The sequence below is a fragment of the Pseudoalteromonas neustonica genome (assembly GCF_001653135.1).
Lineage (GTDB): Bacteria > Pseudomonadota > Gammaproteobacteria > Enterobacterales > Alteromonadaceae > Pseudoalteromonas > Pseudoalteromonas neustonica.
This window is the reverse complement of record NZ_BDDS01000005.1, coordinates 154,109-172,221: the sequence shown is the minus strand read 5'-3', so window position 1 is coordinate 172,221 and position 18,113 is coordinate 154,109. Positions and strand designations below refer to the sequence as shown.

At 41.0% G+C, this 18,113-nt stretch carries 16 protein-coding genes; 11 read left to right on the top strand and 5 right to left on the bottom strand.

All coding sequences use genetic code 11. The features are described from left to right. Positions 1-51: 51 nt before the first annotated feature. The 11 genes from ubiE (at position 52) to A7967_RS09460 (ending at position 11,557) form a co-directional block, all read left to right on the top strand. Positions 52-807 carry a bifunctional demethylmenaquinone methyltransferase/2-methoxy-6-polyprenyl-1,4-benzoquinol methylase UbiE gene (gene ubiE / locus A7967_RS09510; protein ID WP_054205296.1) on the top strand — a complete coding sequence of 252 codons (756 nt, stop codon included), beginning with the start codon at positions 52-54 and terminating at the stop codon, positions 805-807. Between the two features lie 38 nt (positions 808-845). Beyond that, positions 846-1,451 (top strand): ubiquinone biosynthesis accessory factor UbiJ, encoded by a 606-nt coding sequence (locus A7967_RS09505; RefSeq protein ID WP_054205321.1) that lies wholly within the window; start codon positions 846-848, stop codon positions 1,449-1,451. 17 nt (positions 1,452-1,468) lie between these two features. After that, on the top strand, positions 1,469-3,079 hold the full coding sequence (ubiB, locus tag A7967_RS09500) for a ubiquinone biosynthesis regulatory protein kinase UbiB (protein WP_054205297.1): 1,611 nt from the start codon (positions 1,469-1,471) through the stop codon (positions 3,077-3,079). An 80-nt stretch (positions 3,080-3,159) separates the two neighbouring features. Then, the gene (gene tatA, locus A7967_RS09495; protein ID WP_054205298.1) at positions 3,160-3,399 is read left to right on the top strand and encodes a Sec-independent protein translocase subunit TatA; all 240 of its coding nucleotides are present in this window, start codon (positions 3,160-3,162) and stop codon (positions 3,397-3,399) included. Positions 3,400-3,404: 5 nt separating this feature from the next. Further along, positions 3,405-3,737 (top strand): Sec-independent protein translocase protein TatB, encoded by a 333-nt coding sequence (gene tatB / locus A7967_RS09490; protein WP_054205299.1) that lies wholly within the window; start codon positions 3,405-3,407, stop codon positions 3,735-3,737. A gap of 46 nt (positions 3,738-3,783) precedes the next feature. Next, positions 3,784-4,527: a twin-arginine translocase subunit TatC gene (tatC, locus tag A7967_RS09485; protein WP_054205300.1), complete on the top strand. Its 744-nt coding sequence runs from the start codon at positions 3,784-3,786 to the stop codon at positions 4,525-4,527. A 1-nt stretch (position 4,528) separates the two neighbouring features. Next, positions 4,529-5,032, top strand: coding sequence for a hypothetical protein (locus tag A7967_RS09480; RefSeq protein WP_054205301.1), 504 nt, complete (start codon positions 4,529-4,531; stop codon positions 5,030-5,032). Continuing rightward, positions 5,032-5,814, top strand: a complete 783-nt coding sequence (locus A7967_RS09475) for a TatD family hydrolase (RefSeq protein ID WP_054205302.1) — start codon at positions 5,032-5,034, stop codon at positions 5,812-5,814. Before A7967_RS09480 ends, A7967_RS09475 begins: the two co-directional genes overlap by 1 nt. Before the next feature lie 2 nt (positions 5,815-5,816). Next, positions 5,817-7,673 (top strand): sensor domain-containing diguanylate cyclase, encoded by a 1,857-nt coding sequence (locus A7967_RS09470; RefSeq protein WP_054205303.1) that lies wholly within the window; start codon positions 5,817-5,819, stop codon positions 7,671-7,673. A 9-nt stretch (positions 7,674-7,682) separates the two neighbouring features. After that, complete coding sequence (hemB, locus tag A7967_RS09465) at positions 7,683-8,690, top strand: porphobilinogen synthase (protein ID WP_054205304.1); 1,008 nt, start codon at positions 7,683-7,685, stop codon at positions 8,688-8,690. 128 nt (positions 8,691-8,818) lie between these two features. Beyond that, entirely contained in the window at positions 8,819-11,557 is a 2,739-nt protein-coding gene (locus A7967_RS09460; protein ID WP_054205305.1) for an ExeM/NucH family extracellular endonuclease, read from the top strand. 72 nt (positions 11,558-11,629) lie between these two features. On the opposite strand, the gene A7967_RS09455 is transcribed toward A7967_RS09460, so the two are convergent. From A7967_RS09455 to A7967_RS09435, 5 genes are all read right to left on the bottom strand, one after another. After that, positions 11,630-12,055, bottom strand: coding sequence for a hypothetical protein (locus A7967_RS09455; protein WP_054205306.1), 426 nt, complete (start codon positions 12,053-12,055; stop codon positions 11,630-11,632). Between the two features lie 583 nt (positions 12,056-12,638). Continuing rightward, positions 12,639-14,723, bottom strand: a complete 2,085-nt coding sequence (gene fusA, locus A7967_RS09450; RefSeq protein ID WP_054205307.1) for an elongation factor G — start codon at positions 14,721-14,723, stop codon at positions 12,639-12,641. Between the two features lie 156 nt (positions 14,724-14,879). Then, the gene (gene nagA, locus A7967_RS09445; RefSeq protein ID WP_054205308.1) at positions 14,880-16,052 is read right to left on the bottom strand and encodes an N-acetylglucosamine-6-phosphate deacetylase; all 1,173 of its coding nucleotides are present in this window, start codon (positions 16,050-16,052) and stop codon (positions 14,880-14,882) included. Then, a complete protein-coding gene (locus A7967_RS09440) occupies positions 16,049-16,978 on the bottom strand; it encodes an ROK family protein (RefSeq protein WP_054205309.1) in 930 nt (309 codons plus the stop codon). The genes nagA and A7967_RS09440 overlap by 4 nt, the downstream gene beginning before the upstream one ends. Then, entirely contained in the window at positions 16,971-18,107 is a 1,137-nt protein-coding gene (locus tag A7967_RS09435) for an SIS domain-containing protein (protein WP_054205310.1), read from the bottom strand. Before A7967_RS09435 ends, A7967_RS09440 begins: the two co-directional genes overlap by 8 nt. Positions 18,108-18,113: the final 6 nt, after the last annotated feature.

The following is an 18,113-nucleotide window of genomic DNA, read 5'->3' as shown; positions in this document are numbered from 1 at the left end:
CACGGTCACAATCAAGTACACTAGTCTTTATTGCCACGATAGAGATTAATCATGAACGAGAATCCAGAAAAGACCGCGCATTTTGGCTATAAAACTGTTGCCGAAACCGAAAAAGCTTCCATGGTCGCCGATGTATTTCACTCCGTTGCGACTAAATATGACGTAATGAATGATCTTATGTCTTTTGGTATTCATCGTTTATGGAAACGCCAAACTATTGCCAGCTCTGGTGTACGTAAAGGTCATTATGTACTTGATTTAGCCGGCGGCACGGGTGATTTAACAGCTAAATTTAGCCAACTCGTTGGTGATACAGGCCAAGTGGTATTAGGTGACATTAACTCATCGATGCTCAAAGTAGGCCGTGAAAAACTGCACAACTTAGGTCTTGTAGGAAATATCGACTACGTGCAAATGAATGCCGAAGCACTGCCTTTCCCTGATAATAGCTTTGATTTAATTACTATCGCATTTGGTTTGCGTAATGTGACCGATCAAAATAAAGCGCTGCGCTCAATGTACCGCATTTTAAAGCCAGGTGGTCGGTTGTTGGTATTAGAGTTTTCTAAACCAGAACATGAGTTGCTCAATAAAGCCTATGATTTTTACTCATTCAACCTGCTACCAAAAATGGGTGAATTGGTTGCTAACGACGGCGAATCATACAAATATTTGGCTGAATCAATTCGCATGCATCCAGATCAAGAAACACTCAAAACCATGATGAATGATGCTGGCTTTGAACAAACAACGTATCAAAATCTAACTGGTGGCATTGTCGCGTTACATCGTGGTTTTAAATATTAAGCGCTAGCTTGGACACTGAAAAAGGTAAAGGTGCTGTTATGTTAACGAATTTTCTAGTCGCTGTAGTTGAGCGTATTTTAAATACAGCGCTAGTGCTTGATAGTACTTTAATAGCCAAGCTAAAACCTGTCACTCAACAGCGTTTATTAATTGATATACGTGACTGGCAACAACAATTTGTAGTGGTGTTCACCGGCCAAAATTTACATTTATACAATACCAAAGAAACACTGTATGACTGCATGATCAGCGCTAATATCGATACCTTAATGGCATTACAAAATCCAGCGATGTTGACGCAGCTGATCCGCCAGGACAAACTCGATCTCCAAGGTGATTTAAATATTGCTCAAGGCTACAGTAATGCTTTTGCTGCAATGGATATTGACTGGCCTGAACACCTTTCTCGTTATATTGGTGATGTCCCTGCACAACAAGTTTGGCAGCTTATTACGCAATTGAAAAGCCAAGGCGATAAAACACAGCTTAAGCTTAACAATACGATTACTCATTTATGCCAAGATGAGTTAGCGGTCACCATTCACCCGATAGAGCTTGAACAATTTAAACAACACACCCGCCAATTAAAAGGCCAAGTTGCTCAGCTTGAAATGCGTATAAACCAATTACTTCAATCTAACTAAATCTGTAAGGATTATTTGTGTCAGCTGCTCGGTTATATTACATCACCCAAACCCTACTCAACTATGGTTTAGATGAACTGATCCCTGCCAATAAAATACCTTGGTATGCTAAAGCTGGCCGCTCATGCTTGTTCTGGCTTAAAAACAAACACACAGATAAACCAGCTGGATTACGACTGCGCTTGGCGCTGCAACAGTTAGGCCCTGTATGGATTAAGTTTGGCCAAATGCTCTCTACGCGTCGCGATTTATTACCGCTCGATATAGCAATAGAGCTTGCGCACCTACAAGATCAAGTACTCCCTTTTGAAAGTGCATTAGCACAAAAGCTCATTGAAGAAGCATTAGAGATCAATGACATTAGTGAATGCTTTAGTGACTTTGAACAAACTCCTTTAGCCTCTGCATCTATTGCACAAGTTCACACAGCGACCTTAATCGATGAACATCAACAACCGCAAGATGTGGTGATAAAAGTAATTCGCCCAGATATAAAAGGCCAAATTGATGCCGACCTAGCCTTGATGGAGCAATTTGCTAAAGTCGTGGCTAAATTAGTAAATGAAGCAAAAAGATTACGCCCTGTAGAAGTGGTTAAAGAGTATAAAAAAACCTTACTCGATGAACTAGATTTAATGCGTGAAGGCGCTAATGCTATTCAATTAAAGCGTAACTTTGAAGGTTCAGATTCGCTTTATATCCCTTATGTTTACAGTGACTACAGTCGTGTTAATGTACTCGTAATGGAGCGTATTTACGGTATTCCAGTTTCGGATACTGACGCATTAGTTGCGCAAAACACCAATATGAAATTGCTAGCTGAACGAGGCGTGGAAGTGTTTTTCACCCAAGTATTCCGTGATAGCTTTTTTCATGCTGACATGCATCCAGGGAACGTGTTTGTATCATACGACACGCCTGAAAACCCCAAATTTATTGGGATCGACTGCGGGATTGTTGGCACCTTAAACAAAGAAGATAAACGTTACCTTGCAGAGAACTTTATTGCCTTTTTTAATCGTGACTACCGTCAAGTCGCCCAGCTGCATGTTGACTCAGGGTGGGTTCCAAAGGATACCAGCGTTGAAGAGTTTGAGTTTGCGATTCGTACAGTGTGCGAGCCGATTTTTAATAAGCCATTAGCTGAAATCTCATTTGGTCACGTTTTAGTCAACTTGTTTAATACAGCTCGTCGCTTTAATATGCAAGTTCAACCCCAATTAGTTCTACTGCAAAAAACCTTACTGTATGTTGAAGGATTAGGGCGTCAGTTATATCCACAATTAGATTTATGGAAAACAGCAAAACCCTTCTTAGAAGACTGGGTAAAGCAACAAGTCGGCCCTTGGTCGGTACTTAAGCAGGTATATGCAAATTTACCTTTTTGGGCAGAAAAAATGCCCGAATTGCCTGATTTAATTTACCATAATTTAAAGCAGCAACAGCAGTATCAAGTACAGACTCCAATCACTCAGCCGTCGCACAAGCCATTATTACTTGGTGTATTTGCGGGAGCTGCAATGATAGTGTCGGGACTATGCTATTTACAGCACGATATGATAGCAGCAAGTATTGCAGCAGTTTGCTCGCTAAGTGGCTTTATCCTCGCTTGGCGCAATGCGTCATAAACTAAGTGCTATTTAGTGCTCGGTGAGTATAATCAATACAATAACTTTAATTCACAGTATTTAATTAAGTGGAGAACATCATGGGTTTTGGCGGTATTAGTATTTGGCAATTACTGATTGTTTTGGCAATCATTGTGTTACTTTTTGGTACAAAAAAATTACGCGGAATTGGTGGTGATTTAGGGAATGCTGTAAAAGGGTTTAAAAAAGCAGTATCTGAAGAAGAACAACCTAAACCTACTGATAACATAGAACAAAGTAATAGTCCCATTCAAAATAAAGAGTCTATTGATAAAAGCAAAGAAGACCATAAGGCTTAATTAAAATGGGCATGTGGGAACTTGTTGTTGTTTTAATCGTTGGGCTCGTTGTACTGGGGCCTGAACGCTTGCCCGTTGCTATTCGCACAGTAAGTCGCTGGATAAAAACTATAAAATCATTAGCTAACTCAGTCAAAGCTGAAGTTAACGAAGAGCTTCGCGTACACGAACTGCATCAAAATTTAAAAAAAGCAGAGCAACAAAGTATGCAAGATTTAAGTCCTGCGCTCAAAAGTTCTGTTGATGAACTGCAAAAAGCGGCCGATTCTGTCACTCATAGTTATAAAAAAGAATCTTCAGATCAAAACAATAAAGTGAGTAACGATGAACAAAAGTGAATTATTTTTGTTGTCTTTGGTCTACTCATTGGTAGCGAGTTAAGTTATGGCTGAACAAACACAATCTGGCTTCGTGAGTCATTTAATTGAGTTACGAAATCGTCTAATGAAAGCTTTATTAACTATTTTATTATTTTTTATTGCTCTCGTTTACTTTGCCAATGATATTTATAGCTTTGTTGCTGCACCATTAGTTGCTCACTTACCAAGTACAGCAACAATGATCGCAACAGATGTAACGGCACCATTTTTTGCACCATTTAAATTAACTTTATTTGTTGCTTTATTTGCTTCTATACCACTGATATTACATCAAATCTGGGGGTTCATTGCACCAGGTTTGTATCAACATGAAAAACGTATGCTGATGCCTATTTTAGCATCAAGCATTATACTTTTTTATGGTGGTATCGCATTTTGTTATTTTATCGTATTGCCGATTATTCTTGGTTTTTTTACCAGTGCCGGTCCCGAAATGATGACACTTGCACCCGATATCAGCAGTTACTTGAGCTTTGCATTAAAGTTATTCTTTGCTTTTGGCGTCGCCTTTGAAATCCCAGTAGCTATTATGCTGCTATGCTGGAGTGGTGCGACAACCACGCAAAGTTTAAAAGAAAAACGACCGTATATTGTCGTTGGTGTATTTGTCGTTGCTATGTTTTTAACGCCACCTGACGTACTCTCGCAATCATTATTAGCGCTTCCGATGCTAGTATTATTTGAAATTGGTTTAATTTTAGCGACTTTTTACACCGCTAAACCTGAACAACATGAGTCTAAGGAATAAAATGAAAAAACAACTACTACCATTATTAGCTCTGTTAAGTGTCCCTATCGCTAATGCTAATGAAGTTAACCTACAAGCATTGCAAGCGTGTACTTTTGTTGAAAATGACTTTAATCGTTTACTTTGCTACGACAATATCATGGCTGGTAAACCATTGAGTAAACCAGTAACAACGTCACAATCGTTAAAAGACGCAGCACCCGCCTCAATAGCTGAGTCTAAAAATACGGCAAAAGCAAAAAATGAAGATTTTGGCTTAGAGCACAAAGAAGCGGCTAAAGACAATGATGATGAAATTACCGCAGTGATTAGCAGCATAGAAGAAGCGCCGTATGGTGAATTAATCATTAACTTGGAAAATGGCCAGCAATGGCGTCAAGTGGGCTCTGATAGCATACGCCTGAGGGCTAACGATACAGTCGAAATCACACGCGGTATGTTCAATTCATTCCTATTGAAAAAAGCAGGTTATAATCGTTCAATTCGCGTTAAACGAACAAATTAATGTCAACAATGCTTATTGATGCGGGTGTAAACCTCACAAATCACCAATTTGATGCTCAGCATGAAGCTATCATCACACGCGCGAAAGCGCATGATGTTGGCCAAATGCTGTTAATTGGATGCGATGTTAGCACCAGCCAACAAGCACTTACGTTAGCTCAAGATTATGATCTGCTTGCTACCGCGGGCGTTCACCCGCATGATGCTAAATCTGTCGATGAGCAGCTAGAGACTCAACTTCGTCATTTAGCAGCAAACTCGAAAGTCGTTGCTATTGGCGAGTGTGGTTTAGATTATAATCGTGATTTTTCACCTCGGGATGTTCAGCGTTCAGTTTTACATCGTCAATTAACGCTAGCAGAACAACTTGATTTACCTGTTTACCTACATGAACGTGATGCTAGCGAGGATATGCTCGCTATTTTAAAAATGTATTCTGTTCGTGGTGTACTCCATTGCTTTACCGGTGATCAGCAGGCATTAGAGCAATACTTAGCACTAGGCTTACACATAGGGATCACTGGTTGGGTATGTGATGAAAGAAGAGGCAAAGAGTTACAGCAGCTAGTGCCATTGATACCACTTGATAAATTATTAATTGAAACAGATGCACCTTTTCTTATACCGCGCACTATTACACCTAAACCCAAATCTCGACGTAATGAGCCCTGTTTTTTACCTTATATTTGCCAAACTATTGCGTCACTGAAAAACATTGAATTTACAGCCGTTGCAGAGCAAACTACACTTAATTTTCAACAATTGTTCAACCGCAAGGGCTAGCAATGAAGTGTGCTTGGTTGTTTTTTGGTGGTTTTACGCTGCTGTTAATATCAGTTGCTTCTCACGCTAAAGGCATCACTTTAGATAAACACTTTAAACACCTTCAAGACATTTCTTTTGCTTACACACAGCAGCCTCTCACGCCTGAGCAAGCTAAACTATTACCCGCTAAATCATGGCAACAACTTAATCAACAGAGCCTAAACCTTGGCATTGCTAATCACGCTGTTTGGATTAAGTTTATAATGACTAACGCTGAGAGTTATGAATTACCAGCTTTGCTCTCTATTGATAACCCATTACTTGATAAAGTAACTGTGTTTCATTATCACAAAGGTAGCACCCTATTATTTAAAGAAATTGGTGATGCACTGCCGCTGGATAATCGCCAAATTAAGAACGAATCTTTACTGGTTAAATTAAGCTTGCCACCATTAAGCAGCAGTGAAGTATTTCTTCGGGTTGAAACTAAAGGCGGTGTTCGCGTTCCAATTAGCGTATGGCAGCACGATGAATATCTAAAATATAAAAGTAAATTTAACCTGTTGTATGGGTTGTTAATTGGTTTTGTTCTATCTCTGGCTATTACATGTTTTGTATTATTTGGTTTTTCTCGAAAAAGCTATTTTGCCTTGAGTGGCTGTATATTAATTACTTTATGGTTGCAACTCGTTTACTTGTATGGCTTTGGTTATCGCTATTTTCACCCATCAATACCGAGCTTACAACAACTTGCTATTCCTTGCATGCTCATAATTACAACAGGTTTGTTCCAACCTTTATTTAATCGCATGCGCCAATCTAACAAGTCTCCTATACAGTCTCTGCAACGATGGAGCAATCACTTATTATTAAGCAGCCTACTGGTTATCTGGCTACTACCAACAAGTTTATTAGTAAGTTACACCCTAATAGCTAGCTCTTTAATCATGTTAATCCATTGCACCGCAATCGTATATGACGTAAAGCAAAGCCGCAGCCATCCAACTAGTGCCCTATTATGTGGTGCCATCTCATTTTTTGCCGCACTGGTTTATCTCAATATTGTGGTTTTTGGTTTGTTTGATTTTAATACCCGCGGCCTGCCCTTCATGTTTATCAGCTTTTTAGTGTGCGCTTTGAGTTTAAGCTTTGCGACCATTAAATACTTTTTAATTGAACGTGATGCACAAATTGCTTCTCAGCAAGCACGTATTGCCCAAAGCGAGGCGCAAGATGCCTTATTACAAGAGCGTATTGAGCTGCAAGAACAGGCTCATTTAGATCTTGAAGCAAACATAGAAGAACGTACTTTTGAATTACAAGTTACCCTGCGAGAGCTAGAAGAAAAAAACCGCGCATTAGAACAGATGAATATGGAAGATGCACTCACGCAAGTAAAAAACCGCCGCTACTTCGATAAAAAACTGGTCATGGATTTACGCCGCTCACGCAGAGAACAAACCCCACTGAGCGTGATAATGTTCGATATAGATCACTTTAAAAAAATCAATGACACATACGGACATTTAACCGGCGATCAGGCCATACAAGCCGTTGCACAAATAATCAAAAGCCATTTAAAGCGTCCGCTTGATGAAGTCGCCCGCTATGGTGGTGAAGAATTTGTTGTATTACTGCCAAACACACCTCTCGATGGTGCCCTTGAGATAGCGCAGAATATACGCCAAGCAATCATGGATGCTGCGATAAAAGTGGCAAGCACAGAGATAAAATTTACCATTAGTGCGGGGGTATACTGTGCCGTCGCTGAAGATATAAATAACCCGGGATTATTCACTGATTGTGCAGATAAAGCGCTTTATCACGCAAAACAAAGTGGCAGAAATCGCGTGGTTAGCTTTCCAATTTTAGACTAGGAGCAAACAATGGCCCAATCAGGTCTCGACCTTTTCCCTTATACACGCATGCGTAGAATGCGCCGTAGTGATTTTTCTCGTCGTCTTATGGCTGAAAATCAACTCAGCGTCAATGATTTAATTTACCCTGTCTTTGTGCTTGAGGGTGAGAACCGCCGCGAAGCAATTGAGTCAATGCCAGGCATTGAACGCCTATCTATCGATTTACTTCTAGACGAAGCAAAAGAGTTGGTTGAATTAGGCATTCCTGCTGTCGCCATTTTTCCCGTTACACCTGTAGACAAAAAATCATTGCTCGCAGAAGAAGCCTACAGCGATGATGGCCTTGCACAACGCACTGTACGCGCACTTAAAGCTGCGTTCCCTGAGCTTGGTGTGATCACCGATGTAGCGCTTGACCCATTCACTGTGCATGGCCAAGACGGCATCATTGATGATGAAGGCTATGTCATTAACGATGTCACAACTGAAATACTTGTTAAGCAAGCACTTTCACATGCAGAAGCTGGCGCCGATGTAGTTGCACCTTCAGACATGATGGATGGCCGTATTGCCGCTATTCGTGAAGCACTCGAAGCGGATGGCTTTATTCATACCCGTATTATGGCTTACTCTGCAAAATATGCGTCTAGCTACTACGGCCCATTTCGTGATGCAGTTGGCTCAGCAGGGAATTTAAAAGGAGCAGATAAAAAAACCTATCAAATGGACCCTGCAAATTCAGATGAAGCTATCCGTGAAGTTGCCCTTGATCTGCAAGAAGGCGCTGATATGGTCATGGTAAAACCTGGTATGCCGTATTTAGACATTGTGCGCCGCGTAAAAGATGAGTTTGGTGTGCCAACTTTTGCTTATCAAGTAAGTGGTGAGTACGCGATGCACAAAGCAGCGATTGATAACGGCTGGCTCGCTGAAGAGGCAACCATAATGGAATCATTACTGGCATTTAAACGTGCTGGTGCTGATGGTATTTTGACCTACTTCGCAAAACAAGCAGCCCAGTGGCTTAAAAAATAAGCTTTCCCTTTGAAAAGAGTGAGCCCTCGCTCTTTTCACTTTCATTTTATTAACATTTTGTATTTTATTTGTCATAAAAAATCCCTAAACTAGTTCCCCCAATTGGGATCCACACACACGGGAATAAAATGATAAATACAAAAATAACACCTCTGGCACTTGTTATTGCAAGTCTCAGTGCACCAGCATCCGCTAATCTAATCATTTCAGAATATGTTGAAGGTGGCTCTAACAATAAAGCTATTGAGCTTTATAACAACTCAGGCGCTGAATTATCTCTTAACGGCTATAACATCTCTCTTTATTCAAATGGGAACGGCGATCTAACCAGTCCAAATAATACACTTGACCTATCTGGTAGTTTAGCTGCAAATAGCACCTATGTAATTGTTAACGCAGGCTCTGTAGACGAACTTAAAGCGAAAGCTGATATTGAAGCAACTGTTACCTATTTTAATGGTGATGATGCTTTAATACTTACTAAAGATGGCACTATCGTTGATAGTTTTGGTCAACTAGGCGTTGATCCTGGCCAAGAGTGGTCTGCCGGCGGTGTTGCCACTAAAGATAAATCACTGCGTCGCAATCTCAGTATTACAATAGGCCGTACAGATGCCACGGCAGAATTTGATCCAAGTGCACAATGGGTGCAGTTTGATAAAGATGACTTTTCAGGCATTGGTTTTCATGGCGAAAGCACAGAACCAACACCAGACCCTGATCCAGAACCGGTTACTCCATTAGAGTGCGGCGCTGCTAAAACTACGATTAACGCCATTCAAGGTGCCAGTGATGAAAGCCCATTGATCAATACCATCGTTGAGCTTGAAGGTATTGTAACGGCGGATCTACAGGCCGACGATCAACTCAATGGCTTTTTTATCACCTCGCTTGATGCTGATATTGACAACAACCCACTGACCTCTGAAGGTGTATTTATTTACGCTAATACTACTGACGTTAATGTGGGTGATCACGTTCGTGTTAAGGGCAGTGTCGCTGAATACTTCAACGCAACACAAATTGGCGACGTTAGCCAAATTAAAGTCTGTGCAGCAGACTTAACATCTACAGCAACAAAAATATCTTTACCTGTTGCTGATACGAATGATTTTGAAGCCTTTGAAGGTATGTTGGTCACATTAGAGCAACCTTTAGTGGTCACCAATAACTATGCGCTAGGTCGTTTCGGTGAAGTTGAACTCGCCACGGAACGTCTATATCAGGGTACGCAAGTTGCCTTACCTGGTGATGCAGCCAATGCCCACGAAGCTGAGAACCTTAAAAAACAAATTTTAGTCGATGACGGCTCAACGAAGCAAAACCGCGATCCAATCGCTTACCCGGGTGTTGGGCTTGATGCTTATAATACGTTACGTTTAGGTGACTCTGTTAATACGATTACCGGAGTATTGGGCTACAGCTTTAATCGCTACCGTCTTCACCCAACGATTGCACCAACATTTATTGCTACCAACCCTCGCCCAGATGCACCTGCATTAAACGAGCAAGCCGACTTACGTATTGCCAGCTTCAACGTACTTAATTACTTTAATGGTGATGGTCAAGGCGGTGGTTTTCCAACAAGTCGCGGTGCAGATAACGAAGCAGAATTTGTTCGCCAACAAGCAAAATTAGTCAGTGCAATTACAGCGCTTAAAGCCGATGTTATTGGTTTAATGGAAATTGAAAACGATGGTTTTGGTGAATTTAGCGCCATTGCCAGCCTAGTTAAAGCACTCAATGATGAAGATGCTGAAAACCAATACGCTTTTGTTGATTTTGCTGTAAATCAAATTGGTACAGATCAAATCACTACCGCATTAATTTACCGCGCTAATAAAGTAGAAGAAGTAGGCACTGCGGCCATAACAACGCAAACACCATTTGATTACAGTAACCGTGCGCCTATTGCGCAAAGCTTTAAATCACTTAGTACCGAAGAAGTATTTACAGTTGCTGTCGCCCATTTAAAATCAAAAGGCGGCTGTCGTAGCGCAGAAGGTAACAACGCTGATTTAGGTGATGGTCAAGCTTGCTGGAATGAAATTCGCGTTGCGGGTGCAAATGCTTATGCTGACTGGTTAAACAGTAAACCTACCGGTATCGATGATGAAGATATTATCCTTGTCGGTGATATGAACGCATATGCAATGGAAGATCCAATTCGCGCATTTGCTGATAAAGGGTATAAGAATGTTGTCGCCGAACTTAATGGCAACACTTTTAGTTACTCTTATAGCTTCTCAGGACGATTAGGTAGCTTAGATCACGCTGTAGCAAGCCCAACCCTGCTTGCAAAAGTAGTCGCTGCGACAGATTGGCATATCAATGCTGATGAGCCTATTAGCTTAGATTACAACCTCGAATCAAAATCAGACACACAGCAAGCAAGCTTATACGCAGACAACGCATACCGTGCATCAGATCATGATCCTGTCATTATCGATATAAAATCTGAGCCACCAGTTGAGCCAATCCCAGAACCACAAGCGCCTGTTTTAGCGCCTGAACAAACCTTTAGCATTGCAGAGAATAGTGCGGTAGGTGCCGTAATAGGCACGCTTAATTTTAGTGATGCAGATGAAGCATACACACCTGTAGTTAGCTTTGTTGTATCAGGTAATGATGCCGTTACAATTGATGCACAAGGTCAGCTTATTCTCGCTACAGAACTGGATTACGACCTTGAACGTAAAATTACCTTAATGGTACAAGCTCAAGATAGTGCCGGGAATTTATCAGCAGCACAGTTGGTATTTATTAATATAGATAAAGTGGATGAAAAGAAGAGTAACTCTGGCTCATTAGGTTGGTTAAGTTTGCTCGCTTTACCATTATTAGCAAGAAGGCGTATTAAAAAGTAACTTACTAAATCTACATAACGAAATAGACCGCTAAAAAGCGGTCTATTTAATCTCAAGAATCATCATCTTTACTTAAGCATTACAGCGTTGATTGCTTTCTTTTTTACTGCAAGCCAAACTACGCGCATACAAATCCAGAATGCCCTTCATTTGCTCTTCATTAAATTGCCAATTGTAGAAAGACTCAACCTTTCCAGATGCCAACTGAACTTTAAACTCAGTAATAATGCTATGTCGCTTAAAAGTAATGGCTGTTATTTCATCCGCATTAATATATTGCCGACCTAAAATACCAGAATAATAAATACCCGCTTTGTAGCAATGCAAAAATCGTAATTTCATTACATTAAACAAAGTAAGCACAAGAAAAGTGGGAATAATTACCATAGTAACTATTTTCAAATCCATTACAGCTACAACACTGTATGTTGTAACGAGGGCAAAAATAATTTTAATTGCTTGCAACATCCAGTTCGGACTTAATTTTACTATATTCATATTAAGGCTCTTTTGTTTGCACCCTCTTCTGAGGAAGGTTTCCTTTTTTATTAATAGTTAAAAACTATAAATCAGAAGAGAATTTTACCCTTATAGAAACAGGTACACAAGAGCATTTACACTACCTTTTACCTAGACCTAAAGTATTTATTCTAAGCCGTTAATAAGCCACAAGTTAATTAATTATCTTTTTTAAAAGCGAATCTCTAAAAATGAACTAGCTCAATCCTTTTAGTTGAACATATTAAAAACTATTAAACTAAAGTTCCAATAATCAACAAGTGAAGAAAAAAAATCAAGAAAAAGAGTTTCTCAAAAAAAAGTTGTACCAATCGTGTTAAGTTAATGACCATTTATAGCGAAAGATAAATACAGTGATAACAAGGCAGAAATTTTGACATGGTGTTGTTCTCGGCCATTGCTCCTGCATTGCTGTACCTCCTGCATCCATGCAGTCGTACATGAAAAACTTATAACGCTGTTAGCGCTTTATTTAGCCCGCTAGAATGGTTAAATATTTTTAGTGTTAGGCAATAAAAAACCCGCAACAAGTGCGGGTTTTTTCAAAGATTTAAAAGGCTAATTACTTAGCAGCTTTTTTCTCTTTTTCTGCAGCGATTACTGTATCAGCTACGCTTTGTGGACACGGTGCATAGTGTGAGAACTCCATAGAGAACTGACCACGACCTGATGTCATTGTACGTAGTGTACCGATGTAACCGAACATTTCTGATAACGGAACATCAGCTTTAATACGGATACCAGTTAAACCAGCTTCTTGGTCTTTCATCATACCACGACGACGGTTAAGGTCACCGATTACGTCACCAACGTGATCTTCTGGTGTGAACACGTCAACTTTCATGATTGGCTCAAGAAGTTGTGCGCCCGCTTTAGGGATCGATTGACGGAAAGCGCCTTTAGCAGCGATTTCGAACGCGATTGCAGATGAATCCACGGCATGGAAACCACCGTCGAAAAGTTCAACTTCAACGTCAAGTACTGGGAAGCCAGCTAGAACACCTTCGTTCATCATTGACTTAAAGCCTTTCTCAACTGCAGGCCAGAATTCTTTAGGTACGTTACCACCAACAACTGATGATTTAAACGTGAAGCCTGAAGCAATTTCACCTGGCTTGATGCGGTAGTCGATTTTACCGAACTGACCAGAACCACCAGATTGTTTCTTATGCGTGTAGCTATCTTCGATTTCACGAGTGATAGTTTCACGGTAAGCAACCTGTGGTTGACCAACGATAAGGTCTACGCCGTAAGTACGCTTAAGGATATCAACTTTGATATCTAAGTGAAGCTCACCCATACCTTTAAGGATAGTTTCGCCTGAATCTTCATCAGTCTCAACTTGGAAAGATGGATCTTCTGCAACCATTTTACCGATAGCAACACCCATTTTCTCATTACCGCCTTTATCTTTAGGCTGTACAGCAATCGAGATTACTGGAGTTGGGAATACCATTGGCTCAAGTGTTACTGGGTGCTTAGGATCACATAAAGTGTGACCAGTTTGCACGTTTTTCATGCCTACGATAGCAATGATGTCACCAGCTTGTGCGCTAGTTAATTCGTTACGGTCATCTGCTTGCATCTCAACCATACGGCCAACACGCTCAGTTTTACCAGTAAACGCGTTAAGGATAGTGTCACCCTTATTTAGTTTACCAGAGTAGATACGTACGAATGTTAATGCACCAAAACGGTCATCCATGATTTTGAATGCTAACGCTTTGAATGGTTCATCAGTAGATACTACTGCGAACTCGCCATTTTCATTACCTTCTTCATCCATAAGAGGTTGAGGATCAACTTCTGTAGGACACGGTAAGTAATCAACAACAGCGTCAAGAATTAGTTGCATACCTTTGTTCTTGAAAGCAGAACCACAGTATGTAGGGAAGAAAGCAAGGTCACGAGTACCTTTACGGATACAACGCTTGATATCTTCAAGAGAAGGCGCTTCACCTTCCATGTATGCTTCAAGAAGTTCGTCGTCTTGCTCTAAAGCAGTTTCAACAAGCATTTCATAGTATTCGTCAGTTTTCTCTACCATGTCTGCTGGAACGTCTGTGATCTCGTAGTTCTCTGGAAGACCAGTGTCATCCCAAACGTATGCTTTTTTAGTTAGAACATCTACAACACCAACAAACTCATCTTCGATACCGATTGGTAACGTCATGATTAGTGGGTTTGCACCAAGTACTTTACGTACTTGCTCAGTTACACGGTAAAAATCAGCACCCATACGGTCTAATTTATTTACGAAAATAACACGTGCAACTTCTGATTCGTTAGCATAACGCCAGTTAGTTTCTGATTGTGGCTCAACACCACCAGAACCACAGAATACACCGATGCCGCCATCAAGTACTTTTAGTGAACGGTATACTTCAACTGTGAAGTCAACGTGTCCAGGAGTATCGATAACGTTAAAACGGTGATCTTTCCAGAAACAGCTTACAGCCGCAGACTGGATAGTAATACCGCGCTCAGCTTCTTGTTCCATGAAGTCAGTTGTTGATTCACCATCATGAACCTCACCAGTTTTATGGATTTGACCAGTAAGCTTTAGGATACGCTCAGTAGTCGTGGTCTTACCCGCATCAACGTGCGCGAAAATACCAATGTTTCTGTACTTCGATAAATCTGCCATTATTTTACTCTTAATAAAGTCGAAAAATTATTCGGCGGGAGTATAGCATTACTTATAGCGAACATCACCATACATGTCGCTTAAAATGCAATCAATTTTATAATATTTCACTTTCTATGGGTTTTGAAGCCAATAGCTACACTAAAGCCGTGCTTTTTAGCCGTTTTGAGCATCCCTAAAAAAGCATTGGCGACCCTTCACATAGGTAGCTTGAATACTGAAATCATTTTTTAAAACAGCAAAGTCAGCCTGTTTACCACTCGCTAAAGAACCAACTTGGCTTTCAATATTAAGAAATTGTGCAGGGACAATACTGGCCATATTTATCGCTTCACGTAGTTCAACGCTGCCTAATAGGTGCATATTTTTAACAGCGCGTTCCAGCGTTAGCGTACTACCAGCCAAAGAGCCCGATGCCGTTCTCGCCACGCCATCGTGAACAAAAACATCCATTTTACCTAATTTATATTGTCCATCAATTAACCCACCTGCATTAATACAATCACTGATCAACGCGATTTTTTGCGGGCCTTTGAGTCTATAAATTAACTTTAAAATAGTAGGATGAAGATGCACACCATCAGCAATAACCTCCACCAGCGCATTGTCATCCATTAATACCGCCCCCGCGCAACCTGGATCGCGATGGTGAATGCCGCGCATGCCGTTAAATACATGCACACCACCACATGCACCATGCCCAAGCGCCTGCTGCGTTTGTTCATAAGTGGCATCACAATGACCTAACATCACTCTAACACCTTGTGCTGTAAGGTATTGGATCAGCGTATTGGCACCGGGTTTTTCAGGTGCTAATGCCACCACCTTTAAGCTACCGTTGGCCGCCTTAATCATCGCTTCTAAATGCGGCTGCGATAATTCTAAAAAATAATCTTGGTTATGCGCACCTTTATGTATTTCACTAAAAAACAAGCCTTCGCTATACCCCCCCAAAACCTGTGCACCACTAGGTTGCTGCGTATATGCTTGGCCAATTATAGCCATCGCATTAAGGGTTTGTTGCCAGTCAGTCGTTACCGTTGTCGCTAAAAACCCCGTCACTCCATGCTCTGCAAGTGAGCATGAAATTGTTTCAATGCTACTCATTTTACAATCAATGACATCGCAGCCCTCGCGACCATGAATGTGTAAATCAATTAAACCGGGAATAATCGCAGCATCACCGTAATCATGAATTGGCACATCCGCTTTGGGGCTTTCTGTAAAGTCACTAATACGACCATTATCAATTAACATTAGGTGGTCTTTCAGTACGGTCTCTTGGCAATATATAGTCTCTGCCTTAACGTAAAAGACTGGCTCAGTCATGATAATACTCCAACTTGCGCTTTAGCTAAAATTGCAGCGCCACGGGCACCGCTAGCATCACCAAACTCAGCTAACACAATTTTTGGCACGCGAATATCAGCAAAAACATACGGTACTATTGCCTCTTCTAAGTTACTTACTAGCTCGTTAACTAATGACATACCACCACCGATCACAATTACCTCAGGGTCATACGCCATAATGATTGCCGCAAAGGTACTCCCCATTAAATCCAAGTAACATGCAAAGCTCTGCTGACAAAATACATCGCCTTTTCGTAAGCCTTCCACAATTTCAAAGGTGGTGAGTTCTTTTCCTGAAAAGTGCCAATGGATTCGCGCTAACCCGGGGCCAGCGATATAACTTTCAACACATCCTGTTAAACCACAGCCACATTTTAAAATAGGCAACTGGTATTTTTGTTGTAGCACTGCTGAAAGTGAATAATGCCCATATTCGCCAGCAATACCTTGCGCACTTTTGTACAGCTCACCATCAATGCATAACCCGCCACCGGCCCCAGTACCAATAATTGCACCAAACACACGAGTATGTTGTAAACCAATCGTGCTTTTTGCTTCAGAAAGTGCAAAACAGCGGCAATCATTTTCAATGGCGACAGGCCGGTTTATTAATTTTGCTAAATCTTGCGCTGCATTTTGACCTGTTGCATGAGGAACATTTGCGGATAAAACCTCTTGGTTCGCATTAATAATACCTGGCATGCCAATACCTACTGCACCACAGCACTGATATTTATGATCTGCACTTGAAATCATTTCCACTAACGCAGTTAAAAAATCTTGGTAACTCGTTTGCGGTGTTGCAATACGCCATGACTCTAGTTGTTTTAATGAAGCGTCAAATACCGCAAGTTCAATTTTACTGCCGCCAATATCAATGCCATAAATATACTGCTTAGTCATTAATATCACCTTGTGAGAATGGATAAATAGTCACCCCTTGCACCACTCGGTTTACCTCACCGGTTGGACATGGGTTATCTACCGTAATACCTAGTTGCCACGCTTTATAGAAGGATATTATTTGTGCGCACACCATATAATACAGGCCATTAAAGACATCATCTAACTGCTCAGCAGAGGCCTCACTTGGCAAGGTTAATGTATGCACTGCAATCGCTTTATTATCGCTTTGCAGCTCATTAAGTAGGTCAATATCATATTGTTTTGTATAGTTATTATTTGAACCAAATAAGACGATTAACGTTTTATCATCAACTAATGATTTTGGCCCATGGCGAAAACCAAGCGGGGATTCAAAATACCCCATTACTTGGCCTGCACTTAACTCCAATAGCTTTAACGCCGACTCTTGCGCATACCCTTTTAATGACCCAGCCCCTAAATACACCAGCCGATGCATTGGCAACTCAGCCAACTCTTTTAATTGAGTTAACTTGCTCGGAATATTTTTATCAATACTGTCAGCCATCGTTAAAACGGCATTATCCACATCGCTAAATACCGCTAAGCCTGCCACCAGCATCGACGTAAAACTACTGGTCATTGCAAAGCTTTGGTCAAGTGTTTGTGTTGGCATCAATAACGAGAAATAGTGCTCATCCTGCGCCGCTTGCTTATTCAGTGCGCCATCAGGGTTACAGGTAATAAATAAATGAGCACAGTGTTTTACATAGTTATTCACTACATCAACAGCAGCAACACTTTCAGGGCTATTACCTGAGCGCGCAAAAGAGACCAATAACGTTGGCCTATTTTTTTGTAAATACTGCTGCGGGCAAGCCACTAGCTCGGTGCTACTAATACTGAGACATGGAATATCTAACTGTTGGTTTAAGTAACCAACAACCGCCTCGCCAACATACGCAGAGGTACCGGCCCCAGTAAAAACTATTTGCGCATTAGGCTTATCCAACACATTTGCAAGCCAAGCATCTAATTGCTTGCGTACAACACTTACCAAGCTGAGTGTTTCTCGCCAGCAGCCACTTTGCTGCATAATTTCTTTTGCTGTCCATGCACTATTTCTAGCTTCTAAAAGCGTTTCATCAATTGCTAAATAACTCGACATTGCTAC